General features: G+C 70.5%; 21 protein-coding genes. 10 read left to right on the plus strand and 11 right to left on the minus strand.

Annotation, left to right across the window (positions count from 1 at the left end; all coding sequences use genetic code 11):
- On the minus strand, positions 1–681 hold the full coding sequence (locus tag AQJ46_RS33970) for an SCO3374 family protein (RefSeq protein ID WP_059209187.1): 681 nt from the start codon (positions 679–681) through the stop codon (positions 1–3).
- A 429-nt stretch (positions 682–1,110) separates the two neighbouring features.
- Between AQJ46_RS33970 and AQJ46_RS33975 the strand changes: the two genes are divergently transcribed.
- Positions 1,111–3,636 (plus strand): ATP-dependent Clp protease ATP-binding subunit, encoded by a 2,526-nt coding sequence (locus AQJ46_RS33975; RefSeq protein WP_057612449.1) that lies wholly within the window; start codon positions 1,111–1,113, stop codon positions 3,634–3,636.
- Between the two features lie 443 nt (positions 3,637–4,079).
- Here AQJ46_RS33975 and AQJ46_RS33980 read toward each other — a convergent pair whose 3' ends face one another.
- Complete coding sequence (locus AQJ46_RS33980) at positions 4,080–4,715, minus strand: HAD family acid phosphatase (protein WP_059209188.1); 636 nt, start codon at positions 4,713–4,715, stop codon at positions 4,080–4,082.
- Positions 4,716–5,085: 370 nt separating this feature from the next.
- Between AQJ46_RS33980 and AQJ46_RS33985 the strand changes: the two genes are divergently transcribed.
- Positions 5,086–5,634, plus strand: coding sequence for a M23 family metallopeptidase (locus AQJ46_RS33985; protein ID WP_059209189.1), 549 nt, complete (start codon positions 5,086–5,088; stop codon positions 5,632–5,634).
- A 12-nt stretch (positions 5,635–5,646) separates the two neighbouring features.
- On the opposite strand, the gene AQJ46_RS33990 is transcribed toward AQJ46_RS33985, so the two are convergent.
- The gene (locus tag AQJ46_RS33990) at positions 5,647–6,243 is read right to left on the minus strand and encodes a TetR/AcrR family transcriptional regulator (RefSeq protein ID WP_057612452.1); all 597 of its coding nucleotides are present in this window, start codon (positions 6,241–6,243) and stop codon (positions 5,647–5,649) included.
- Between the two features lie 143 nt (positions 6,244–6,386).
- Here AQJ46_RS33990 and AQJ46_RS33995 point away from each other — a divergent pair, with 143 nt between their 5' ends.
- The 4 genes from AQJ46_RS33995 to AQJ46_RS34010 all read left to right on the plus strand — a co-directional run bounded on the left by AQJ46_RS33995 (position 6,387) and on the right by AQJ46_RS34010 (position 9,874).
- The gene (locus tag AQJ46_RS33995) at positions 6,387–7,952 is read left to right on the plus strand and encodes an MDR family MFS transporter (RefSeq protein ID WP_059209190.1); all 1,566 of its coding nucleotides are present in this window, start codon (positions 6,387–6,389) and stop codon (positions 7,950–7,952) included.
- A 106-nt stretch (positions 7,953–8,058) separates the two neighbouring features.
- Complete coding sequence (locus AQJ46_RS34000) at positions 8,059–8,553, plus strand: helix-turn-helix transcriptional regulator (RefSeq protein ID WP_059209239.1); 495 nt, start codon at positions 8,059–8,061, stop codon at positions 8,551–8,553.
- Complete coding sequence (locus AQJ46_RS34005) at positions 8,550–8,984, plus strand: VOC family protein (protein ID WP_057612454.1); 435 nt, start codon at positions 8,550–8,552, stop codon at positions 8,982–8,984. Before AQJ46_RS34000 ends, AQJ46_RS34005 begins: the two co-directional genes overlap by 4 nt.
- Positions 8,975–9,874, plus strand: coding sequence for a class I SAM-dependent methyltransferase (locus tag AQJ46_RS34010; protein ID WP_079072526.1), 900 nt, complete (start codon positions 8,975–8,977; stop codon positions 9,872–9,874). The genes AQJ46_RS34005 and AQJ46_RS34010 overlap by 10 nt, the downstream gene beginning before the upstream one ends.
- On the opposite strand, the gene cseC is transcribed toward AQJ46_RS34010, so the two are convergent.
- The 5 genes from cseC to AQJ46_RS34035 all read right to left on the minus strand — a co-directional run bounded on the left by cseC (position 9,840) and on the right by AQJ46_RS34035 (position 14,349).
- The gene (cseC, locus tag AQJ46_RS34015) at positions 9,840–11,174 is read right to left on the minus strand and encodes a two-component system sensor histidine kinase CseC (protein WP_059209192.1); all 1,335 of its coding nucleotides are present in this window, start codon (positions 11,172–11,174) and stop codon (positions 9,840–9,842) included. The two genes, AQJ46_RS34010 and cseC, sit on opposite strands and share 35 nt — an antisense overlap.
- A 16-nt stretch (positions 11,175–11,190) precedes the next feature.
- A complete protein-coding gene (gene cseB, locus AQJ46_RS34020) occupies positions 11,191–11,895 on the minus strand; it encodes a two-component system response regulator CseB (RefSeq protein ID WP_059209193.1) in 705 nt (234 codons plus the stop codon).
- Positions 11,896–11,961: 66 nt separating this feature from the next.
- Positions 11,962–12,639, minus strand: a complete 678-nt coding sequence (locus AQJ46_RS34025) for a hypothetical protein (protein WP_059209194.1) — start codon at positions 12,637–12,639, stop codon at positions 11,962–11,964.
- Positions 12,624–13,166 (minus strand): SigE family RNA polymerase sigma factor, encoded by a 543-nt coding sequence (locus AQJ46_RS34030; RefSeq protein ID WP_020122536.1) that lies wholly within the window; start codon positions 13,164–13,166, stop codon positions 12,624–12,626. Before AQJ46_RS34030 ends, AQJ46_RS34025 begins: the two co-directional genes overlap by 16 nt.
- A gap of 235 nt (positions 13,167–13,401) precedes the next feature.
- A complete protein-coding gene (locus AQJ46_RS34035; protein WP_059209195.1) occupies positions 13,402–14,349 on the minus strand; it encodes an HhH-GPD family protein in 948 nt (315 codons plus the stop codon).
- A gap of 256 nt (positions 14,350–14,605) precedes the next feature.
- Between AQJ46_RS34035 and AQJ46_RS34040 the strand changes: the two genes are divergently transcribed.
- Positions 14,606–15,451, plus strand: coding sequence for a hypothetical protein (locus AQJ46_RS34040; RefSeq protein ID WP_079072527.1), 846 nt, complete (start codon positions 14,606–14,608; stop codon positions 15,449–15,451).
- A gap of 45 nt (positions 15,452–15,496) precedes the next feature.
- On the opposite strand, the gene disA is transcribed toward AQJ46_RS34040, so the two are convergent.
- Together disA and radA are read right to left on the minus strand one after the other, a co-directional pair.
- Entirely contained in the window at positions 15,497–16,621 is a 1,125-nt protein-coding gene (disA, locus tag AQJ46_RS34045; RefSeq protein ID WP_057612461.1) for a DNA integrity scanning diadenylate cyclase DisA, read from the minus strand.
- Between the two features lie 80 nt (positions 16,622–16,701).
- Entirely contained in the window at positions 16,702–18,111 is a 1,410-nt protein-coding gene (gene radA / locus AQJ46_RS34050) for a DNA repair protein RadA (RefSeq protein ID WP_059209197.1), read from the minus strand.
- A gap of 275 nt (positions 18,112–18,386) precedes the next feature.
- On the opposite strand from radA, the gene AQJ46_RS34055 reads away from it, so the two are divergent.
- Entirely contained in the window at positions 18,387–20,057 is a 1,671-nt protein-coding gene (locus AQJ46_RS34055; RefSeq protein WP_059209198.1) for a BACON domain-containing protein, read from the plus strand.
- Between the two features lie 94 nt (positions 20,058–20,151).
- Here the strand turns inward: AQJ46_RS34055 and AQJ46_RS34060 are convergent, their stop codons facing one another.
- Entirely contained in the window at positions 20,152–21,009 is an 858-nt protein-coding gene (locus tag AQJ46_RS34060) for a hypothetical protein (protein ID WP_059209199.1), read from the minus strand.
- A gap of 71 nt (positions 21,010–21,080) precedes the next feature.
- Here AQJ46_RS34060 and AQJ46_RS34065 point away from each other — a divergent pair, with 71 nt between their 5' ends.
- Positions 21,081–22,022 (plus strand): Ppx/GppA phosphatase family protein, encoded by a 942-nt coding sequence (locus AQJ46_RS34065; RefSeq protein ID WP_059209200.1) that lies wholly within the window; start codon positions 21,081–21,083, stop codon positions 22,020–22,022.
- Between the two features lie 116 nt (positions 22,023–22,138).
- Complete coding sequence (locus AQJ46_RS34070) at positions 22,139–22,963, plus strand: sugar phosphate isomerase/epimerase family protein (protein WP_057612466.1); 825 nt, start codon at positions 22,139–22,141, stop codon at positions 22,961–22,963.
- The last annotated feature ends 27 nt before the right edge of the window (positions 22,964–22,990 follow it).

Genomic DNA, 22,990 nt, shown 5'->3' on the forward strand with positions numbered 1-22,990 from the left:
TTATGTCCGAGTGCGCCGCAGCCTCAGCCGATGGCAGTGCGTTGCCACCGTGTTCACGACGCGTACGAGATCGGGGGCGCCCCCACCGCCCCCCAGCGCCGACAACGTCGGCAGCGAGGCCTCGACCTCGCACCCAGGCTCGGGGGGCCGCAGCCACACGGCGGCCCCCTGCAGGGCGCCCGGTTCCGGATGCGCCGGCAGGGCGAGGGGTTCGTCTTCGCCGGGCCCCGTAGGCCGCCCCGACGGCACCTCCCCGATTCCGCTCACCGCGGGTACCGGCGGGCGCGGTGCCTGCGTCACGCCGCCCGTGCCGATCGCCCGTAGGTCGAGCGCCAGGGTGCCCCATTCCAGCCAGTCCAGCAGGCCGGGCAGCTCCTCCGTGCTGCCCGCGGCCACCAGGATTTCCATGCGGTCGCCCCGCATCGCCACCGGAGAGGTCCCGGCGAGATGGCGCAGGGCCGCACGTCCGGCCTCGGCCGGAACGTCCAGGACGTCGAAGCGCAGCCCCAGACGCAGTCGTAGGGGAGATTCAGCGGTGCTCGCGGGCACCGTGGGCCAGCCCAGTTCGTTCTCGTACCAGCGACGGACCGGATCGTCGCCGAAGGCGGCCAGGGCGAGCGGCCGACGGGGGAGCGGGACCGCGGTCAGAGGCGTGGTGAGAGAGGGGTGGCTGCCGGACATGCCAAGTGCAACCGCCGAAGGGCGCAAGAGTTACGTTGGGTGTACCGGCGTGTGCGAAGAGTGGCCGAGAAGGGGGCGTGCGGGGGCGCGGGGTGGTGCAAGGTTGTTCGCCCATAGCGGAGGGACAGGGGGCGTGCGGCATGGACTGTCGGTCCGCGCGGGTAAGACATCCCTAGTGGGAGGGGGCGACACGCAGGAAAGGCCGTCTCACGTTCGCCATCGGCGTACTGGCGACTGGGGTAACTGCCTGGCCTGCGGGAACATCGTCTCGCACCATCGGGTTGGAGCAGATGTCGGCGTTCGGGGTCAGGAGGCCAAGGACGGTGTCGGCAGTTGGAATGAGCGGTCCCCGCTTGCGGGACTAAGCTGCGGAAGGACAGGGAGGGGAAGTTCCCCCCACTGCCTGACCGCTCTGAGGAGCGATTAACGATGTTCGAGAGGTTCACCGACCGCGCGCGGCGGGTTGTCGTCCTGGCTCAGGAAGAAGCCCGGATGCTCAACCACAACTACATCGGCACCGAGCACATCCTCCTGGGCCTGATCCACGAGGGTGAGGGTGTCGCCGCCAAGGCCCTTGAGAGCCTCGGGATTTCGCTCGAGGCGGTCCGCCAGCAGGTGGAGGAGATCATCGGGCAGGGGCAGCAGGCCCCGTCCGGGCACATCCCCTTCACCCCCCGTGCCAAGAAGGTCCTGGAGCTGTCGCTCCGCGAGGCCCTTCAGCTGGGCCACAACTACATCGGCACGGAGCACATCCTGCTCGGCCTGATCCGTGAGGGCGAGGGCGTCGCCGCCCAGGTCCTGGTCAAGCTGGGTGCTGATCTCAACCGGGTGCGGCAGCAGGTCATCCAGCTGCTCTCCGGCTACCAGGGCAAGGAGACCGCCACCGCCGGCGGGCCTGCCGAGGGCACCCCCTCGACGTCCCTGGTCCTCGACCAGTTCGGCCGGAACCTCACCCAGGCCGCTCGTGAGTCCAAGCTCGACCCGGTCATCGGGCGCGAGAAGGAGATCGAGCGGGTCATGCAGGTGCTGTCCCGCCGTACCAAGAACAACCCGGTCCTGATCGGTGAGCCCGGCGTCGGCAAGACCGCCGTCGTCGAGGGCCTCGCCCAGGCCATCGTCAAGGGCGAGGTGCCCGAGACGCTGAAGGACAAGCACCTCTACACGCTTGACCTCGGCGCACTGGTCGCCGGCTCCCGCTACCGCGGTGACTTCGAGGAGCGCCTGAAGAAGGTCCTCAAGGAGATCCGCACCCGCGGCGACATCATCCTGTTCATCGACGAGCTGCACACGCTGGTCGGTGCGGGTGCCGCCGAGGGCGCCATCGACGCCGCTTCGATCCTGAAGCCGATGCTGGCCCGCGGTGAGCTCCAGACCATCGGTGCCACCACGCTGGACGAGTACCGCAAGCACCTGGAGAAGGACGCGGCCCTCGAGCGCCGCTTCCAGCCCATCCAGGTCGCCGAGCCCTCGCTCCCGCACACCATCGAGATCCTCAAGGGTCTGCGCGACCGGTACGAGGCGCACCACCGTGTCTCCATCACGGACGAGGCCCTCGTTCAGGCCGCCACCCTGGCCGACCGGTACATCTCGGACCGCTTCCTGCCGGACAAGGCGATCGACCTGATCGACGAGGCCGGTTCCCGGATGCGCATCCGCCGGATGACCGCGCCGCCGGACCTGCGCGAGTTCGACGAGAAGATCGCGGGCGTGCGCCGCGACAAGGAGTCCGCGATCGACTCGCAGGACTTCGAGAAGGCCGCCTCCCTCCGCGACAAGGAGAAGCAGCTCCTGGCCGCCAAGGCCAAGCGGGAGAAGGAGTGGAAGGCCGGCGACATGGACGTCGTCGCCGAGGTCGACGGCGAGCTGATCGCCGAGGTCCTCGCGACCGCCACCGGCATCCCGGTCTTCAAGCTGACCGAGGAGGAGTCCTCGCGTCTGCTGCGCATGGAGGACGAGCTGCACAAGCGGGTCATCGGCCAGGTCGACGCCGTCAAGGCGCTGTCGAAGGCGATCCGTCGTACGCGTGCGGGTCTGAAGGACCCGAAGCGTCCCGGTGGTTCGTTCATCTTCGCCGGCCCGTCCGGTGTCGGTAAGACCGAGCTGTCCAAGGCCCTCGCGGAGTTCCTCTTCGGTGACGAGGACGCGCTGATCTCCCTCGACATGTCGGAGTTCAGTGAGAAGCACACGGTCTCGCGGCTCTTCGGTTCGCCCCCTGGATACGTGGGCTACGAAGAGGGCGGCCAGCTGACGGAGAAGGTGCGGCGCAAGCCGTTCTCGGTGGTCCTCTTCGACGAGGTCGAGAAGGCCCACCCGGACATCTTCAACTCGCTGCTGCAGATCCTGGAGGACGGTCGCCTGACCGACTCCCAGGGCCGGGTCGTGGACTTCAAGAACACGGTCATCATCATGACGACCAACCTCGGCACCCGGGACATCTCCAAGGGCTTCAACCTGGGCTTCGCGGCCTCGGGCGACAAGAAGACCAACTACGAGCGCATGAAGAACAAGGTCTCGGACGAGCTCAAGCAGCACTTCCGGCCCGAGTTCCTCAACCGCGTCGACGACGTGGTCGTCTTCCCGCAGCTGACCCAGGCCGACATCCTCCAGATCGTCGACCTGATGATCGGCAAGGTGGACGAGCGCCTCAAGGACCGGGACATGGGCATCGAGCTCTCCCAGTCCGCCAAGGAGCTGCTGTCCACGAAGGGTTACGACCAGGTGCTGGGCGCGCGGCCGCTGCGTCGCACGATCCAGCGCGAGATCGAGGACACGCTGTCGGAGAAGATCCTCTTCGGCGAGCTGCGTCCCGGTCACATCGTGGTCGTCGACACGGAGGGCGAGGGCGAGACCCAGACCTTCACCTTCCGCGGCGAGGAGAAGGCGGCACTGCCCGACGTCCCGCCGATCGAGCAGGCGGCCGGCGGTGCCGGTCCGAACCTGAGCAAGGAGGCGTAGGCCTCAGGGCGACGCCAGAAGGGGCCGGTGCTTTTCGAAGCACCGGCCCTTTCTCTGTGCTCGACCAGGTTGACCTCGACTCCCCGGGAAGTGCTTGGCCAAGGGGGACAGCGAGACGGAGAACCCCGTGGGGTTCCTGCGCAGCCTGCCCTGCGAGAGCGAGACCGTACGCGGAGGCCCGCCCGGGGAGTCCATGGCCTCGCGGACCAAGCCGCGGGCCAGGGCGCGGACCTCCTTCTCGCCGAGGGTGCGCCGTTCGCTCGGCAGGGGACGAAGGCGGAGAGCGGGACGGGTTTGCCGACCAGGCCGGCGCCGGGACCGTCCTGCCGGAGAGTTTCCTCACCAGCCGGCCGACCCGGCCGCCTTCAAGCCACGGTGCCTGAACAGTGCGTGCCAGTTCCCGCGACGACGGCGTGATCCGCCGGGCAGGCCCCCGCCGGAGCTCAGGACAACTGGCCGTCGTAATCCGGGAGTTTGAAGGTCTTCTCGGCGTGGCCGCCCGACAGGTCGGTGGCGCTGTTGCCGATGTTCGCGATGATCGTGTAGCCCTTGTTCTCGATGTCGACGCGCTGGGCGGTCTTGTAGGCGGCGACGTCCTTGAAGAGGTCGATGAAGTTGCGGACGTAGAGGCCGCTGACCTGGTAGCCGACGTACTTGAGGTTGTAGTTGGTCACCGACGCGATGATGTCGGGGCGGGCGGTCACGAAGAACAGGGATACGCCGTGCTCCTGGGCGTACGTCGCGACGTCCAGGACGGGCTTGTTGGCCGGCGAGGGGTAGCTGAAGCCGAAGTCCGTCTCCAGGGTCGTGTTGTCGATGTCGAAGACGATCGCCTGCTTCTCGCCGGGCCTGGCGGCGGCGATACGTGTCTTCAGGTAGGGGAGGGCCTGGCCCATCACGGCCTGGCAGTCGGTCTGCCAGGTGGCGTAGTCGACGTCTTCGGCGGCGGCCGTCGTCGCGGTCGGGGAAGCGCTGGTGGTCGTCGTCGCGGCCTCGGCGGGGACGGCCAGGGCGACGAGTGCGGCTGCGGAGACGGTGCTTACGGCTATGCGGTGCGCCCAGGGGCGTCGGCTTGTCACGGTGTGGGGGTCCTCTCACGTCCGGAAACGCTGCAGTTGTCGCGTGCATGTTTGTTGGTGAGGGTGGCGCGAGGGGAACCGTAGGGTTACTGGTTGGTAGGAAGCCAGAGGCGTGCGTCACATGGCACGGCTTTTACCTTCGGGGCGCCGGTGACTTGCCGCACAGGCGATTTGTCCGTTACTAGACGGAATAGTGGAGAGATTCGGGGAGGAATAGGACTTCTTGCCCGGCACGGCGAGGCCTATTACTACAGTCCGTCGTAGATGTGCTGTTTGGGGGTTTTTGGCCCCCGGGGGTACCAAGGGTTGTCCCATCCGGCCGCCGCTGTGCGCCGGATGGTTTCCTGTCCCCCACCTTCATGAGGTTCTGATGTTCCAGCGCGCCTTCAACCGCTCTTCCCGTACGTCCGTGCTCCGCACCCGTGTTGCCGTCGTGGCCGCTTCCGTCGGGACGACGGTCGCGCTGGGGGCCGGAGTCGCCTCGGCCGCGTCCTCCTCGGCCTCCTGGGTCGACCCGGTGAAGAAGTACACGCTCAGCGCGAGCTACGCGCAGGCCGGGAGCATGTGGCACTCCACCCACAGCGGGCAGGACTTCGCCGTGCCGAGCGGTACGAAGGTCGTCGCCGCGCACGGCGGGACCGTCGTCAAGGCGGGCCCGAGGGGTGCCGGTGACGGTGCCGCCTACGGCAACGCCATCGTGATCAAGCACGGCAAGGGGAAGTACTCGCAGTACGCCCACCTCTCCCGGATCAAGGTCAAGGTCGGCCAGGTCGTGAAGACCGGCCAGCGCATCGCCCTGTCCGGCAACACCGGCAACTCCAGCGGCCCGCACCTGCACTTCGAGATCCGCACGACCGCCAACTACGGCTCTGCGATAGACCCGGTCGCCTTCCTGCGGGCCAAGGGCGTCAAGGTCTGAGCGGTTGACCGCTCACGCCTTCGCGCTGCCCCGGTGGGCCTGGGTGACCAGGTCCGTCGCCACCTCCAGGACCGCCTTGCGCTTGGCCTCCGGGTCGGCGGTGATGTCCTGGAGGAAGAACATCCCGGCGTGCATCGTGAAGATCGCGCTGACGCAGCGGACCTGGTCGGTCAGGTCCGCTTCCGGATCGATGATGATCTCGCGCAGCCCCTGCATGCGCTCCTTGAAGGTCTCGCCGACGCGCAGTTCGCGGACCGCCGCCTGGTTCTCCTGCATGAAGCGGAACAGCGGTGCCGCGCCGGCCAGGGTCTCGCTGTAGCGCCGTACGATCTCCTGCTTGGTCTCCAGCGTGTGCGGCTGCTTCCTGCCCCACTCGATCAGGTCGAGGATCGGCTGCGTCAGATCGTCGAAGATGCTGACGAGGATCTCTTCCTTGGTCTTGAAGTGGTAGTACAGCGCCGCCTTGGTGACGTCCAGGTGCTCGGCGATCTCCCGCAGGGACGTCTTCTCGTACCCCTGCTCCGCGAAGAGTCCGAGGGCCACGTCCTGGATGCGCTGGCGCGTGTTGCCGCGCCTCTGCTGCTTCGTGACGTCCATGGTGCCGCCCATCCTGGTGCTCCTCGGCTTTCCATAAAACTTACTTGACGCCCGGCTAGTTACGCGTCTACCTTCCCCAGTGTAGACAACTAGCCGGGCGGCAAGTAAGTGCCCCGGCGGGGGCAGTACCGCAGGATCTCAGGGGAGTGGGAACGATGGCGGACACACAGACGGTCGAGGCGGAGCCGGACAAGAAACAGCGCAGCGTGCGGGTCGTCCTGCTCGCGCTGATGATCACCATGATGCTCGCGATGCTCGACAACATGATCGTGGGCACCGCGATGCCGACGATCGTGGGCGAGCTCGGCGGGCTCGAACACCTCTCGTGGGTCGTGACGGCCTACACGCTGGCCACCGCGGCCGCCACCCCGCTCTGGGGCAAGCTCGGCGACATGTACGGCCGCAAGGGCGTCTTCATGACGTCGATCGTGCTCTTCCTGATCGGCTCCGCGCTCAGCGGCATGGCCCAGGACATGGGGCAGCTCATCGGGTTCCGGGCCGTGCAGGGCCTCGGCGCCGGTGGTCTGATGGTCGGTGTCATGGCGATCATCGGTGACCTGATCCCGCCCCGGGAGCGCGGTAAGTACCAGGGCATGATGGCCGGCGTCATGGCGCTCGCGATGATCGGCGGTCCGCTGGTCGGCGGCACCATCACCGACAACTGGGGCTGGCGCTGGTCCTTCTACATCAACCTGCCGCTCGGCGTGGTGGCGCTCGGCCTCATCAGCGTCGTACTGCACCTGCCGGCGAAGCGCGCGCAGGCGCGGATCGACTATCTCGGCGCCGCACTGCTGACCGTCGGCATCACCTCCATCGTGCTCGTCACCACCTGGGGCGGCACGGAGTACGCCTGGACGTCCGCGCGGATCATGGAGCTGATCGGGATCGGTGTCGCCGCGCTCGTCGGGTTCGTGTTCTGGCAGACCAAGGCGGCCGAGCCGGTCGTGCCGCTGCACATCTTCCGCAGCCGCAACTTCACACTGATGTCGATCATCGGCTTCATCACCGGCTTCGTGATGTTCGGCGCCACCCTCTTCCTGCCGCTGTACCAGCAGTCCGTGCAGGGCGCCTCCGCCACCAACTCCGGGCTGCTGCTCCTGCCGATGCTCGGCGCGATGCTGGTGACCTCGATGGTCGCGGGCCGGGTCACCACCAACAGCGGGCGGTACTACGTCTTCCCGGTCGTCGGCAGCGTCCTGATGGTCGTCGGGCTGTACCTGCTGTCGACGATGGACACGGGGACCTCGCGGCTCACCTCCGGCATCTTCATGGCCGTCGTCGGTCTCGGCATGGGCTGCCTGATGCAGATCACCATGCTGGTCGCGCAGAACAGCGTCGAGATGAAGGACATGGGCGTCGCGTCCTCGTCCACCACCCTGTTCCGTACGCTCGGCTCCTCCTTCGGTGTCGCCATCATGGGCGCCCTGTTCAACCACCGGGTCCAGGACACCATGGCCGAGCGGGGCGGGGAGCTGGGTTCCAAGGTGACCGAGCAGTCCGCGCAGCTGGACGCGAAGAGCCTGGAGAAGCTGCCGGACGCGGTGCGTGAGGCGTACCAGTACGCGGTCTCCGCAGGCACGCACTCGGCGTTCCTGCTCGGATCGATCGTCGCCGTGGTCGCGCTGGTGGCGGCGGTGTTCGTCAAGGAGGTGCCGCTGAAGGGCGCGGGACCGCAGAAGTCGGCGGACGACGCGGCGCCGGCTCCGCTGGTCGAGGTCTGAGCCGACCCCGCTGAACCGAAGGCCCCCGGATGGTGTCCGCCCCGGGGGCCTTCTTCTGTGCGCGCTCGCGGGGTCGATGTCAGTGCCGCGTGCCACCATCGGCCTCATGGACAAGGTGCGGCAGATCCGGCTCGCCAAGGACGCCATGGACCGCGACTGGGCCGATCCGGACCTGGACCTGGACGCCGTCGCGGCGCATGCCGGGTACTCGCGCTATCACTTCCTCCGGGCCTTCAAGGAGGCGTACGGCGAGACGCCCGGGCAGTACCTCACGCACCGGCGGATCGAGCGGGCCGAGGAGATGCTGAGGGGGGCCGATCTGAGCGTGACCGAGATCTGCCACCTGGTCGGCTTCAGCAGCCTCGGCACCTTCTCCGCCCGCTTCAAGGCGCGGACCGGCCTCACCCCGAGCGAGTACCGCACCCAGCACGTGGGCCGCGGCGCCTCCCTGATCCCCGGGTGCTACGCCATGCTCTGGGCCGGCGGATTCCCCACCGCGAGAACCGTGAGGAGCACCGCAACTTTGAAGAAGCGCCCCCGCCCCGGCCCTGCCTACGGTGACGGAGAGGAACCCTCGCACGACAGGAGAGCAGAGCCATGATCCAGGGACTGGGCATCGCCACCGTATGGACCTTCGACCAGCAGCGCACGAAGGCCTTCTTCACCGAGAAGCTCGACTTCGAGGTGCGCAGCGAGGTCTCGATGGGCGAGATGACATGGGTCACCGTCAGCGCCAAGGAGCAGCAGGGCGTCGAGCTGGCGCTGATGAGCCTCGACGGCCCGGGGCTGGACCCCGAGTCCGCGGAGGCGCTGAAGAAGCTCGTCGGCAAGGGCGTGATGGGCGCCGGAGCGTTCCGTACGGACGACTGCCGCGGTGACTACGAGACGTTCCGGGCGCGCGGGGTGGAGTTCATCCAGGAACCGCAGGAGCGGCCGTACGGCATCGAGGCGATCTTCCGCGACGACAGCGGCAACTGGTACTCGCTGACCCAGCGCCGCGAGGAGCTCGACTTCTCGAAGGACTGGGCGTGACGGACACCGGGGCGGAACCGGCCGCCGCGGACCACACAGCCGTACGGGTCGCCCTCTGGCGGGCTCTGCACGTCCGTGCGGATCCGCTGCCGCATGTCCTGGAGGACGAGATCGGGATGCGGCTCGCGGACCCGGACGACGGCTGGCGCGAGCGCCCCGACATGGACGTGGACGCCACGCGCCGCACCCGCGCGTCGATCGTGGCCCGGGCCCGGTTCGTCGAGGACCTGGTCGTCGAGGCGGTCGGGCGAGGGGTGGACCAGTACGTCGTCCTCGGCGCCGGTCTCGACACGTTCGCCCAGCGCAGGCCCGAGGTCGCCGCGTCGAGCGGGCTGCGGGTCTTCGAGGTCGACCGGCCCGGCCCGCAGGCCTGGAAGCGGCGGCGGCTCATGGACCTCGGGTTCGGCGTCCCCGAGTGGCTGCGGCTCGTGCCGGTCGACTTCGAGGGGGACTGGTGGGGGCGGCTCGTCGAGGCGGGGCTCGATCCCGCGCGGCCCGCGGTGGTCGCCTCCACCGGCGTCACCATGTACCTCACCCGGGAGGCGGTCGCGGCCACGTTCCGCCTGGTCGCCGGGCTCGCCCCGGGTTCCACGCTGGTCACGACCTTCCTGCGGCCGTTGGAGGACGTCGAGCCGGAGCAGCGGCCACAGCTCGAGGCCGCCGTCGCGGGCGCGCGGGCCGCGGGGACGCCGTTCCTGAGCTTCTTCCGGCCCTCCGAGATCCTGGCCCTGGCCGACGAGTCCGGCTTCCGCGAGGCCCGGCACGTGCCGGCGGAGGAGCTGGACCGGCGCTACTTCGAGGGGCGGACGGACGGGGTACGACCGTCCAGGGGAGAGGAGCTGATGCTGGCGCGGATCACGGCAGCATCTGATAGCTCCCCGTGGCCGTAGGCGCGTGCTCGGGCAGCCACAGGACCGCCACCGCGCCCTCCGCCGGGGTGCCCTCCGGGAGGCCGACCGGACGGATGTTGCGGAACGTCAGCCGTGCTCCCAGTACCCGTGCCTGCCCCGCCGCGATGGTCAGTCCGAGCCCGTGGCCGTGGCCCGCGCGGTCCGCGCTGCCCGTGCGGAAGCGGCTCGGGCCGTCCGCGAGGAGGTCCTCGGGGAAGCCGGGGCCGTGGTCGCGGACCCGGATGACCCGGCCCTCGACGGTGACCTGGACGGGCGGCTTGCCGTGCCGGGCCGCGTTGGCCAACAGATTGAACAGGACGCGCTCCAGGCGGCGCGGATCGGTCGTGACCTCCGACTCGTGCACCACGCGCACCTCGATCCCCGGGTCCTTGGCCGCCACTCGCCGGGCGACGAACTCGCCGAGCAGGATGTCCTGGAGCTCCGCCCGTTCGGAGGCGCCGTCGAGACGGGCCACCTCCAGGACGTCCTCGACGAGGGTGCGCATGGCTTTCGCCCGGTCCAGGACCAGTTCCGTGGGCCTGCCCGGGGGCAGCAGCTCCGCCGCCGTCAGGAGGCCCGTCACCGGTGTCCGCAGCTCGTGCGCGATGTCCGCGGTGACCCGGCGCTCGGCTTCCAGCCGCTGCTGGAGAGCGTCCGCCATGGCGTCCACGGCGCTGGCGAGGTCGTCGGTCTCGTCCCGTACGACCCCGCCGATCGCGTCCCGCACCCGTACGTCCGTCTCGCCCTTGGCCATCTGGTTGGCCGCGGCCGCCGCCTTCCGCAGCCGCCGCGACAGCTGCCCGCCGATGAGCACGCCGAGCGCGCTGCCGCCGAGGACCACCGCGATGGAGCCGATCACCAGGGCCTGGTCGAGGTCGTTGAGGATGTCGGTGCTGCGGTCGGTGAACCCGGTGTGCAGGGACAGCACATGGCCGCCCTTGACCGGCACGGCCGCCCAGATGTCCGGGCCGCGGTCGGGCCGGTCGGAGACGTACGTCGCCCGGCGGCCCTCCTCGACCTTCTCGCGCAGCGCGGGCGGCAGATGACGGTCGTCGACCGCGATGCTGGGGAAGTTCGGCTTGCCGGTCAGCTCGTAGTTGCGCTGGGCGATCTGGATCCGCTCGTCCGCGAGGTCACGCGCGTTGTCCAGCATCGAGACGCGCGCCGCGTTGTGCACGACCAGACTGAGCGCGATCGCCACGAGCGCGCCGACCAGCGCGATGGCCGCGCTCAGCTTCCACCTCAGCCCGGTCCGCACGGCCGGCCGGTCCGCCACCGGGCCCCGAAGGATCCCCCGCATACCCCAGGTCCCCCGCTCAGGCCTTCAACTTGTAGCCGAAGCCGCGGACCGTCTCGATCCGGTCCTGGCCGATCTTCGTCCGGAGCCGCTGCACATGGACGTCGACGACCCGGGTGTCACCGCCCCAGCCGTAGTCCCACACCCGCTCCAGGAGCTTGTCGCGGGACAGGACCGTGCCGGGCGCGGAGGAGAACTCGAGGAGCAGCCGCATCTCGGTGGGGGTGAGCGCGACCGGCTGCCCGGCTTTGCGCACCTCCATGCCCTCGGTGTCGATCTCCAGCTCGCCGAAGGACAGCACGCCCCCGGCGGCCGCGTCCGCGCTCTCCTCGCCCCGGTCGGCCCCGCCCGCGTGCCCGAAGCGGCGCAGCACCGCACGGATCCGGGCGACCAGGACGGCACCGTCGAACGGCTTGGTGACGTAGTCGTCGGCGCCGGCCTCCAGGCCGAGCACCACGTCGATCGAGTCGGCGCGCGCCGACAGCATGATCACCGGCACGGTGGACTCGTCGCGGATACGGCGGCACAGGCTGACCCCGTCCAGGCCCGGGACCATGACGTCCAGCAGGGCGATGTCGGGGCGGTCCGCCCGGAACGCCTCCAGGCCCGACAGGCCGTCGGGCATGGCGGTGACCGCGAAGCCATCTCGCTCCAGGGCGAGTTGGGTGGCCTCGCGGATGACGTCGTCGTCCTCGACGAACAGCACGTGGGTCTGGTCTGCCATCCGGGTGCTCTCACTCTTCGGTGTCGATGCGGTCACTGGGGGATCGTTCCGGGCGGCCCGATCGGTTCAGTTGTCGGGCGCCGGTGTCGGATCCGCGCTGACGGCATCGCTGTAGTCGGTGTGCGTCCGGTACACGGCGGCGAACTTCCCCGAGGCCCAGCGGTACGTGATCACATTCTCGCCGGACGGGTCCGACACCGCGTCACCCTTCTCATACACCTGTTTGGTCACCACCAGGTGGCCGCGGTCGATCTCGGCGTAGACCGGAGGCTCCTCGGTCTGGAAGACATTCTGGTACGAGCCGCCCTGCTCGCGATACACGTACGAGCCGACGCCCACCAGATCCGCGCAGGTCACGACGTTGACGACGACGTCGTCGGCCGAGCCGCCGGTGAGGTCGCCGTAGAAAAGGTCGACCGGGTACTGGTGGGCGCCACAGGGCTCCAGATCGCGCTTGACCGCCTCGGAGACCTTGGGGTCCGACCTGAGGAGAGCGACCGCGTCCTTCCGGTCCAGACGCGGGGAGGCCAGGGCGGACGGCACGGCGGAGGGTGAGACGCCGGTCTCCGCGACCGCGTGTGCCGGACCCTCGTCACGGGTGCCGGTGCCGCCGGTGGCGCAGGCGGAGACGAAAAGGGCGAGGGCGGCCAGCACGACCACCGCCGTGCTCGCCGCCTGGAGGATCCCCCGGACCGGAGTGAGGTCCGGCCGGGTGGGCCCGGGCTCGGTCAGGCCGCCGCGCAACGCTCCCGCTCCTCACGCTCCAGCGCGCGTGCGTCCAGATCGCGGGCCTCCAGCTCCTCGCGGAGCCGGGCGAGCGCCCGGTGCAGCGTGCTCTTGACCGTTCCGGCCGACATGCCGAGGGCGGCGGCCGTCTCCTCCGTGGACATCTGCTCCCAGTGTCGCAGCACCACGACACTGCGCTGTTTGGGGGCGAGCACCTTCATGACGTCCATCAGCAGGGCGCGGTCCGCGTGCTGCTCGGTGGAGTCGTCGACCGAGGCGTCCGGGAGCTGCTCGGTCGGCACCTCCTCCAGCTTGCGCGCCCGCCACCACTCCGTGCGGGTGTTGATCATCACCCGGCGCAGATAGGCGTCCGCGAGCCGCTTGTCCTCGATGGTCTCCCAGCGGCCGTACGTCCGCACGAGTGCCGTCTGGAGCAGGTCCTGCGCGTCGACCGGGTCCGGGACCAGACGGCGTGCGCTGCGCAGCAGCGCGTCCTGCCGGGTGCGCACGTACTCCTCGAACTCGAGCACCTCGCCCTGCGCCATGTAGACCGCCTCCTGATCCCCGTTCCGGCAGTCGCTGCCGGTTCTCATCGCGTGTGCGCCGCCTGGTGTGCGGCATGGCAATCAAGCTACGGAGCTGTTGTCACGGGGCTGTGCGGAGCAGCGCGCGGCTGGCAATAGGCTGTCCGTCGGTTGTGTAACGGAAGCCGAAAAGGGGTAAACCGGCGCGGTGATTCGCGCCGGTTCAGGGGGATTTGCCGGTTGGCTCCGTGTCGGACTACGTCAACGGCAGCCGATACAAACCACCCTGCAGGGGCTCCACGAGCCCGTCCGCGACCAGACCGTCCAGGGCCCGTGCCCGCTGTACCGGTTCGTGCCACACCCGGTCGAGTACCGCCTGCGGCACCGGCGCTTGAGCCTCCCGCAGCACGGCGAGCAGCTTGCCGCGGACCTGGCGGTCGGTACCGGCGTACGTCTGCCCGCGCCGCGGCGGCCCGTCGTGCTCGGGCTTGCCGGCGAGCCGCCAGGCGCACTGGGCGGCGATGGGGCAGCGCGCACAGGTCTCGTTCTTGGACGTGCACACCAGCGCGCCCAGCTCCATCGAGGCGGCGGCCCAGCGTGCCGCAGTGCTCTCGTCCTCCGGCAGCAGCGCGCGGGCGAGCTTGCGCTCGGCGGCGGTGGTGGCGTTCGGCGGGTACCGCACACCGGTCACGGCACGCGCGAACACCCGCCGCACATTGGTGTCCAGCACCGCGTGCCGCTGCCCGTACGCGAAGGAGGCGACGGCGGCGGCCGTGTACTCGCCGATCCCGGGCAGTGCGAGCAGTTGTGCGTGGTCCGTCGGTACGTCACCGCCGTGCCGTCCCGTTATGGCGACCGCGGCGCCGTGCAGCCGCAGCGCCCGGCGCGGATAACCGAGCCGGCCCCATGCGCGCACGGCCTCGCCGGGCGCCTCCGCGGCCAGATCGGCGGGCCGCGGCCACCGCGCGAGCCACTGCTCGTAGACCGGCAGCACCCGGTTCACGGGCGTCTGCTGGAGCATGAACTCGCTGACCATCACCCCCCACGGTCCGGCCTCGGGCCGCCGCCACGGCAGATCCCGGGCGTGCTCGTCGAACCAGTCGATGACGGGGGAGTGCAGGCCCGCTCCGGGAGGAGCGTCGATGATGCCGTCGGCGGGGCTGCTGTGCGGGGGCTGGGGCTGGGGCTTCGTGGGCGCAGTCATGGCCTTCCGATCCTGCCATGCCGGAGGTGGCGGACGGGTGTTCTGAGGGACGGGTCGCTCGGACCGGGGGGTGACCTTCGTGATCACGGACCGTGAGGAGCAGGTCGGTTCGGTCACGATCCGCTGTCGGCACGTGTCAGGCCTGGCGGAAGTCCCGGGCGGGGCTGCCGTTTCCGGAATGATGATCCTGAAAAGTTGTGCCGCCCGGCGGCGGGTGAGGGCGGTGAAGTCGCCGATCTCTCGTACAGTTTGCGCCGTGGGATCTCTGCGCAATCCGGTCGGGCCGCTTCCCTCCTCCATCTACTGGCGACGGAGGGCCGTCATGCTGTCCGTCCTCGCCGTGCTGGCGCTGCTGATCGCATGGATCGTCAGCTCCGGCGGCGGGGGCGGCAAGAACGGCGCGGACGGGTCCAACGGCAAGCACCCCACCCCCTCGACGATCAGCCCAGGACCGTCCGGTTCCGGCCCTGCGATCAGTCAAGCGCCGGGCGGACGCGACGAGTCGACGACCGGTGGGGACACCGGCGGCGGGTCGGGGTCGGGCTCGGCATCGGGGTCGAGCTCGGGTTCCGGTGACGGCTCCGGTACGGGCGGCTCCGCCGGGGTGGACGGGGTCGGCAGCGCGGGCGGTGGTGGTACGAGTACCGGTACGGGCACCGGGGTTGGGCAGGGCGACACTCTTCCGGCCGGCACGACGTTGCCCAACTGCACCGCGAGCGCGGTGAAGTTGGCCGTCCGCAGTCAGCGCAACGCGTATGACCCCGACCAGACGCCCACGCTGCTGTTGACCGCGACGAACTCCTCCGGGAGTGACTGCAAGGTCGATCTCGGTCCGAAGCGCGCGGTGTTGACGATCACTCAGGCCGGCGAGGACGACCCTTACTGGTCGTCCGCCGACTGTCCCGCGACCGCGGGCAACCTCGTCTACCGGGCTCCGGCCGGCAGCAGCATCACGTACACCGTGAAGTGGGACCGCAAGCCGAGTGCGCCGCAGTGTGCGACGCCTGCGGCGGGGGCGGCCGGGGCGGGGACGTACCTGGTGGAGCTCAAGGCGCCGGGGTATGCGACCACGCAGGCTTCGTTCGTGCTGGAGAACGACTGACCGGAGAACGGCTGGCTGGAGAACGGCTGAGGGGGTGCCGCCCCCCTATACGTACCGCTCCAGGATCGAGCTCTCCGCCAGGCGGGACAGGCCCTCTCGGACGCTCCTTGCCCTTGCCTCGCCCACTCCGTCCACGGTCTGGAGGTCGTCCACGCTTGCCGCCAGGAGCTTCTGGAGGCTGCCGAAGTGCTCCACCAGGCGGTCGATGATCGCGCCCGGCAGGCGGGGGACCTTGGCCAGCAGGCGGAAGCCCCGGGGGGAGACGCCCGAGTCGATCGCCTCGGGGGAGCCTGTGTAGCCCAGGGCGCGGGCGACCGTGGGGAGTTCGAGGAGCTCCGCGTGGGTCAGGGCGTCCAGTTCGTACAGCGCCTCGTCGACCGTGCGGGAGCGCTTCGCGGTGGGTTCGGGGACGTAGTCCCGGACCACCAGTTCGCGTTCCGGCTCCACGCCCGCGATCAACTCGTCCAGCTGGAGGGCGAGGAGGCGGCCGTCCGTGCCGAGTTCGACCACGTACTCGGCGATCTCCGTGGCGATACGGCGGACCATCTCCAGGCGCTGGGCCACGGCCGAGACGTCCCGGACCGTCACGAGGTCCTCGATCTCCAGCGCGGAGAGCGTGCCCGCGACCTCGTCCAGGCGGAGCTTGTAGCGCTCCAGGGTCGCCAGGGCCTGGTTCGCGCGGGACAGGATCGCCGCCGAGTCCTCCAGGACACGGCGCTGGCCGTCGACGTACAGGGCGATGAGGCGCATCGACTGGGAGACGGAGACGACCGGGAAGCCGACCTGCTTGCTCACGCGGTCCGCGGTGCGGTGCCGGGTGCCCGTCTCCTCCGTCGGGATCGTCGCGTCGGGCACGAACTGCACGCCCGCCCGCAGGATCTTCGACAGGTCGGACGAGAGCACGATGCCGCCGTCCAGCTTGCACAGCTCACGCAGACGCGTGGCCGCGAACTCGACGTCCAGGACGAAGCCGCCCGTGCACATCGTCTCCACCGTCTTGTCGAAGCCGAGCACGATGAGTCCGCCGGTGTTGCCGCGCAACACCCGCTCGAGGCCGTCGCGCAGGGCGGTGCCGGGGGCCACGGCGCTCAGGGAGGCGCGCATCAGGCCATCGGAACCGGCACTCCCACCGGACTTTCCGGGAGCTGCCGCCCGGTCGTTGGCTGCCACTGCTCTCCTCCGGTCGCGGGGTCTTGGACGCTCCCGTGTCGTCGTTCGGTTCGTACGGACGGGCGAGACCAGGGCAAAGTCTACCGGCGGTCTTCCTCGTCCCGTGGGGCCTCTCGCCGACGGGAGCGCGGAAGGACCCTCAGTGCGTCCCCTATGTCCGCGACTTCCAGGACCTTCATGCCGGACGGGATCTTGCCGGGATCGCCCGGTACGAGTGCATGTGTGAAGCCCAGACGGTGTGCCTCGGAGAGCCTGCGCTGGACGCCCGTGACCCGTCTGACCTCGCCCGCGAGGCCGACTTCGCCGATCGCGACGAGGTTCTTGGGCAGCGGGGTGTCGCTGGCGGCCGACGCCAGGGCGAGGGCGATCGCCAGGTCCGCGGCAGGTTCCGAAAGCTTTACACCACCGACCGTCGCGGAGTAGATGTCCCGCTTGCCGAGGGCGCTGATCCGGCCTCGCTGCTCCAGGACGGCGAGCATCATCGAGACGCGGGAGGTCTCCAGCCCGGAGGTGGTGCGCCGGGGCGAGGGGATCTGTGAGTCGACGGTGAGCGCCTGGACCTCGGCCACCAGAGGGCGGCGGCCCTCCAGGGTGACGGTGAGACAGGTGCCGGGGACCGGTTCGGCACGACGTGTCAGGAAAAGTCCGCTTGGGTCCGCGAGACCCGTGATGCCCTCGTCGTGCAGTTCGAAGCAGCCGACCTCGTCGGTGGCTCCATAGCGGTTCTTGACGCCTCGTACGAGCCTGAGGCGCGCGTGCCGGTCGCCCTCGAAGCTGAGGACCACGTCCACGAGGTGCTCGAGCAGGCGCGGGCCCGCGATCGCGCCGTCCTTGGTGACATGGCCCACCAGGAGGGTGGACATCCCGCGCTCCTTGGACGCCCGGATCAGTGCCCCGGCCACCTCGCGCACCTGGGCCATGCCGCCGGGGGCGCCGTCGATCTCGGGGGAGGCCACCGTCTGCACCGAGTCGAGGATGAGCAGGGACGGCTTGACCGCGTCCAGGTGTCCGAGGACCGCGGACAGGTCGGTCTCGGCGGCGAGATACAGGTCGTCGGCGAGGGCGTGGATGCGGTCGGCGCGCATCCGGACCTGGCTCGCCGACTCCTCGCCGGTCACATAGAGCGTGCGGTGCTCGTCGCTCGCCGACTTGGCCGCCACGTCCAGCAGCAGCGTGGACTTGCCGACGCCGGGTTCGCCCGCGAGGAGCACCACGGCGCCGGGCACCAGTCCGCCGCCGAGCACCCGGTCCAGTTCGGGCACGCCGGTGGAGCGGGCGGTGGCCTGACGGCCGTCGACCTGGCCGATGGGCACGGCGGAGGTGGTGACGCGGCCGGGTGTCGTCGTACGCACCGCCGGCGCGCCGTACTCCTCGATCGTCCCCCAGGCCTGGCACTCGGGGCAGCGGCCGAGCCACTTGGCCGTCTGCCAGCCGCACTCGGTGCAGCGGTAGGACGGACGCTCCTTGGCGGACTTCGTACGGGCAGCCATGCACGAACCGTAACCGCCACCACTGACAACCCTGCCGCCGCCCGCCGGACGGCATACGCCCCGGCATCCGGACCGACCCGGTCCCGGCATCCGGACCAACCCGGCCCAGGCATCCGCATCACCCCACGCCCCGCGTGCGAACCGGCCACGTCACGACGGGAACGAGCCACGGAATCAGGGGTTCCGGTCCCCTATTGAGGGATCGTTTCACCCGTACGGAGTAAATGTGCTCGAGGTGCCGGAAGGGGCCATCTTCCGCGCCCTACGGTCCACGGATGATGAGCAGCAGTCCGGAGACCTCGACCCGCACCACCGGCGCGCACCGGGCGCAACGGGAGGAGCGCGACCGCGGTGCGGCGCGCACGCCGGCGCAGGGGCCACCCGCGCGCTACGAGCCGTACCTGGACGGCCTGTTCACCTACTGCCTGTCCGTGCTGTGCGACCACGACGCGGCCATCGCGGCCCTCGGCGACGTCCTCGCGCTCGCCGAGAGGCGCGGCGGCCCGGAGGCGGCCGGCGACCGCAGGGCCTGGATGTACGCGCTGGCGCGCTGGGCCTGTCTGCGCAAGCTGGCCGAGGCCAAGCAGAAACGTCAGGCCACCCATGCGGCGGGACGTCACGGAGCGTCCCCGAAGTCCGCCGAGCCCCCGGTCGCCGCGGACCTGCAGGAGGTGCGCCGCCGCGAACTCGCCCTGCTGGCCTGGCCGGAGGCGGCCGGTACGACTCCCGAGCAGCGCGAGGCGCTCGAACTCGCCGTACGTCACCACCTCGCCGCCCACGAGGTCGCCGCCGTCCTCGGCATGGACCTCGCCGGCGCCCGCGAACTGCTCGCCTCCGCCGCCTGCGAGGTCGAGCGCACCCGCGCGGCCCTCGCCGTCGTCGAGACCGGCGACTGTCCGAGCGTGGCCCGGCTCACCGGCGACAGCCAGTTCGTGCTCAGCTCCGCCCTGCGCCGCGAACTCGTGCGCCATGTCGACGATTGCCCGCGCTGCCGCCGCAGCGCCGAGCGCGCGATCCCCGGACGCTGGCCCGGAGCCATGACCACGCCCGCCGAGCTGCCCGTGCTCGAAGCGCCGCGCGGGGAGCTGCACATGGCGCCGGCACACCCGTCGCGCGCGCGTGGCGCCGCCGTGCCCCGCTTCGACCGGCGCGGCTTCCCGATGGATCCCAAGGACCGGGCCGCCCGCCGCGACCGCCTGCGCGCGCGTGCCGTCACCACGACCGTCGTCGCCACCGTCGTCGCCGCCCCCGTGCTCGCCCTGTGGGCCGCCTACCGGGGCGGGCCCGGCGAGGGGGTCGACGGCCACTCCGCGAGCGCCAGCGAGGCGCACGGACCCGGCAGCCTGGACGGTGAGACGGCGAGCGGCGGCTACCAGAACGCCGGCAACGCCCGCACCGAACCCGGCACCCGCTTCGCCAAGGACGGCCGCCCCGACGTCTCCGTGGAGGTCGTCAGCGTCGCCGGGGCCGGCAGGAAGGGCGCCGGGCACCTGGAGGTCGGCGCCGACAACAGCGGCGACACCACACTGATCACCCTCACCGCGACCGGCGACGCCCCGGTCCGCTGGTCGGCCACCACGGGGGCCTCCTGGCTCTACCTCAGCCAGTCCTCGGGAACCCTGAGACACGGCGATCGGTTGACGATCAAGGTGTACGTCGACCATCTGCGCGAGCCCTCCGGCCCCTGGAGCGCGCGCGTGGCGATCGCACCGGCGGGCGCGGTCGTCACCATCCAGGGCTACGGCACGGCGCCCGTGCCCTCCGGCTCCGGCGAGCCGACGACACCCCCGCCCAGCCCCACGTCCTCGGCCCCCTCGGATCCCCCACCGAGCGACCCTCCGTCCTCGTCCCCCTCCCCGACGCCACCGGACCCCACCCCGTCCGACCCGGCAAGCACGACGCCCCCAGCCACGGACAGCGGCGCCCCGAGCCCGTCCGCGTCATAGCGGATGCGGCGGAGCCGGGGCCCGTCGGCGGGCAGGGGGCGTGGCGTCGGGAGACCGAGGCCGGAGCCCGTTGTGTCGGGGTGGTTCCGGGCGCTCAGTCGGTCGGGTCCGCCGGATGCGGTGCCAGCAGGGGCAGCTGGGCGGCCAGGCGCTCCTCGCAGAGCTCGACGAGGCGGTCGTAGCCCGCCTTGCCCATCAGCTCGATCAGTTCGGGGCGGTAGGAGACGTACACCGGGTCACCGGCGCCGTGCGCCGAGGTCGCCGACGTGCACCACCAGTGCAGATCGTGGCCGCCCGGACCCCAGCCGCGCCGGTCGTACTCGCCGATCGACACCTGGAGCACACGGGTGTCGTCGGGCCGGTCGATCCAGTCGTACGTCCGCCGCACCGGAAGCTGCCAGCAGACGTCCGGCTTGGTCTCCAGCGGCTCACGGCCCTCCTTCAGGGCCAGGATGTGCAGCGAGCAGCCCGCGCCGCCCGCGAAGCCGGGCCGGTTCTGGAAGATGCAGGAGCCCTGGAAGGGCCGGGTCTGCCGGTCGCCGTCCTCGTCCTCAGAGATCCAGCCGTTCGCCGTGCCCTCGTCATGGTGCTGCCAGAGGTCCGGAGTGAGTCGCGCCACATGCTCGGCGACCCGCTTCTCGTCGTCCTCGTCGGAGAAGTGGGCACCCAGCGTGCAGCACCCGTCGTCCGCGCGGCCCGCCTGGATGCCCTGGCAGCCACTGCCGAAGATGCAGTTCCACCGAGAGGTCAGCCATGTCAGATCGCAGCGGAAGACCTGCTCGTCGTCCGCCGGATCCGGAAACTCCACCCACGCGCGTGCGAAGTCGAGCCCCTTCTCGTCGGCCTTCAGAGCCTTCATGGCCTTCCGTGACTGCTTGGGTGGCTTCACCCGCGAAGGACCGCCGGCAGATTCGGCCGTTTTGTCGTCCTTCACCTTTTTCGTCTTTGGCACGCGTACAGGGTAAGTCGCCCGAGCCCACTCCGGAGACAGTCGAACGACCAGCTGGCAGTAGCGTTCCCTACATGAGACTCGGTGTCCTCGACGTGGGATCGAACACGGTGCATCTGCTGGTGGTGGACGCACACCCCGGCGCCCGCCCCCTGCCCGCGCACTCGCACAAGGCGGAACTGCGCCTTGCCCAACTCCTCGACGACGCCGGGGCGATCGGTCCCGAAGGCGTCGGGAAGCTGGTCTCGGTCGTCAATGACGCGCTCCAGGCCGCCGAGGACAAGGGCGTCGAGGACCTGCTTCCGTTCGCCACCTCCGCCGTCCGCGAGGCCAGCAACGCCGACGACGTCCTCGCGCGCGTGCGGGCCGAGACCGGTGTCGAGCTCCAGGTCGTCACCGGCGCCGAAGAGGCCCGTCTCACCTTCCTCGCCGCCCGCCGCTGGTTCGGCTGGTCGGCCGGCAAGCTCCTGGTCCTCGACATCGGCGGCGGCTCCCTGGAGATCGCCTACGGCATCGACGAGGAGCCGGACGCGGTGGCCTCCCTCCCGCTGGGCGCGGGCCGCCTCACGGCGGGCTGGCTCCCCGGCGACCCCCCGGATCCGGACGCCATCCGGGCCCTGCGACGCCACGTGCGCGCCCAGATCGCCCGCACGGTCGGCGAGTTCGCCCGCTTCGGCGCCCCCGACCACGTGGTCGCCACGTCCAAGACCTTCAAGCAGCTGGCCCGCCTGGCAGGCGCGGCCCGCTCGACGGAGGGCCTCTACGTCCAGCGCGAACTGAAGCGCGAGTCCCTGGAGGCCTGGGTCCCGAGGCTGGCCGGCATGACGACGGACCAGCGGGCGGAACTCCCGGGCGTGTCGGAGGGCCGGGCGAACCAGCTCCTGGCGGGCGCCCTGGTGGCCGAGGGCGCGATGGATCTGTTCGGTGTGGAAAAGGTGGAAATCTGCCCCTGGGCGCTGAGGGAAGGCGTCATCCTGCGCAGACTTGACCATATGGGATCGGTTCAGGGCATATAGGGGCGCGCGGAACGGCGCGAGCAACCCCGACGCACCCGCACCCGCCCAGTGGCAATCGCCACAACGGCGAATAGGCACCCCGCACCCCACCCACGGCAACCCGTAATCTGTCCCCCATGGCAGAGCCAGTCGTACGGATCCCGGATGCGAAGGTCGCCCTGTCGACGGCCTCCGTCTACCCGGAGTCGACGGCGACGGCCTTCGAGATCGCCGCACGCCTCGGATACGACGGCGTCGAGGTCATGGTGTGGACCGACCCGGTCAGCCAGGACATCGAGGCCCTGCGTCGCCTCTCCGACTACCACGGCATCCCCATACTCGCCGTGCACGCCCCCTGTTTGCTCATCACGCAGCGCGTGTGGTCGACGGACCCCTGGGTCAAGCTCCAGCGCGCCCGGGCCGCAGCCGAGAAGCTGGGCGCGAGCACGGTCGTCGTACACCCGCCGTTCCGCTGGCAGCGCCAGTACGCCCGTGACTTCGTCAGCGGGATCTGGCGGATGGCGAACGAGACGGACGTACGGTTCGCCGTCGAGAACATGTACCCCTGGCGCTACCGCGACCGCGAGATGCTCGCCTACGCCCCCGACTGGGACGTCACCAAGGACGACTACCGGCACTTCACCATCGACCTCAGCCACGCGGCGACCTCCAGGACCGATGCGATGCAGATGGTCGACCGGATGGGAGACCGTCTCGGCCATGTGCATCTCGCCGACGGCAAGGGCTCCGCGAAGGACGAGCACCTCGTGCCCGGCCGCGGCGCCCAGCCCTGCGCCGAGCTCCTGGAGCGCCTCGCACTGAGCGGTTTCGACGGCCATGTCGTCATCGAGGTCAACACCCGCCGCGCGATGTCCGGCGCCGAACGTGAGGCCGACCTCGCCGAGGCCCTGGCCTTCACCCGCCTCCATCTGGCCTCGGCGGTGCAGGTGCCGCGGCGATGAGGAACCGAGCGACCGTGCAGGTGCCCC

It is taken from the genome of Streptomyces canus (assembly GCF_001514145.1).
In the GTDB taxonomy this organism is placed as follows: domain Bacteria; phylum Actinomycetota; class Actinomycetes; order Streptomycetales; family Streptomycetaceae; genus Streptomyces; species Streptomyces canus.

Excerpts from the sequence above, each read along its gene's own strand:
- AQJ46_RS33970 (WP_059209187.1), bottom strand. The coding sequence starts at position 681 with ATGTCCGGCAGCCACCCCTCTCTCACCACGCCTCTGACCGCGGTCCCG.
- AQJ46_RS33975 (WP_057612449.1), top strand. The coding sequence starts at position 1,111 with ATGTTCGAGAGGTTCACCGACCGCGCGCGGCGGGTTGTCGTCCTGGCT.
- AQJ46_RS33985 (WP_059209189.1), top strand. The coding sequence starts at position 5,086 with ATGTTCCAGCGCGCCTTCAACCGCTCTTCCCGTACGTCCGTGCTCCGC.
- AQJ46_RS33990 (WP_057612452.1), bottom strand. The coding sequence starts at position 6,243 with ATGGGCGGCACCATGGACGTCACGAAGCAGCAGAGGCGCGGCAACACG.
- AQJ46_RS33995 (WP_059209190.1), top strand. The coding sequence starts at position 6,387 with ATGGCGGACACACAGACGGTCGAGGCGGAGCCGGACAAGAAACAGCGC.
- AQJ46_RS34000 (WP_059209239.1), top strand. The coding sequence starts at position 8,059 with ATGGACAAGGTGCGGCAGATCCGGCTCGCCAAGGACGCCATGGACCGC.
- AQJ46_RS34005 (WP_057612454.1), top strand. The coding sequence starts at position 8,550 with ATGATCCAGGGACTGGGCATCGCCACCGTATGGACCTTCGACCAGCAG.
- cseC (WP_059209192.1), bottom strand. The coding sequence starts at position 11,174 with ATGCGGGGGATCCTTCGGGGCCCGGTGGCGGACCGGCCGGCCGTGCGG.
- cseB (WP_059209193.1), bottom strand. The coding sequence starts at position 11,895 with ATGGCAGACCAGACCCACGTGCTGTTCGTCGAGGACGACGACGTCATC.
- AQJ46_RS34030 (WP_020122536.1), bottom strand. The coding sequence starts at position 13,166 with ATGGCGCAGGGCGAGGTGCTCGAGTTCGAGGAGTACGTGCGCACCCGG.
- AQJ46_RS34035 (WP_059209195.1), bottom strand. The coding sequence starts at position 14,349 with ATGACTGCGCCCACGAAGCCCCAGCCCCAGCCCCCGCACAGCAGCCCC.
- radA (WP_059209197.1), bottom strand. The coding sequence starts at position 18,111 with ATGGCTGCCCGTACGAAGTCCGCCAAGGAGCGTCCGTCCTACCGCTGC.
- AQJ46_RS34055 (WP_059209198.1), top strand. The coding sequence starts at position 18,387 with ATGATGAGCAGCAGTCCGGAGACCTCGACCCGCACCACCGGCGCGCAC.
- AQJ46_RS34065 (WP_059209200.1), top strand. The coding sequence starts at position 21,081 with ATGAGACTCGGTGTCCTCGACGTGGGATCGAACACGGTGCATCTGCTG.
- AQJ46_RS34070 (WP_057612466.1), top strand. The coding sequence starts at position 22,139 with ATGGCAGAGCCAGTCGTACGGATCCCGGATGCGAAGGTCGCCCTGTCG.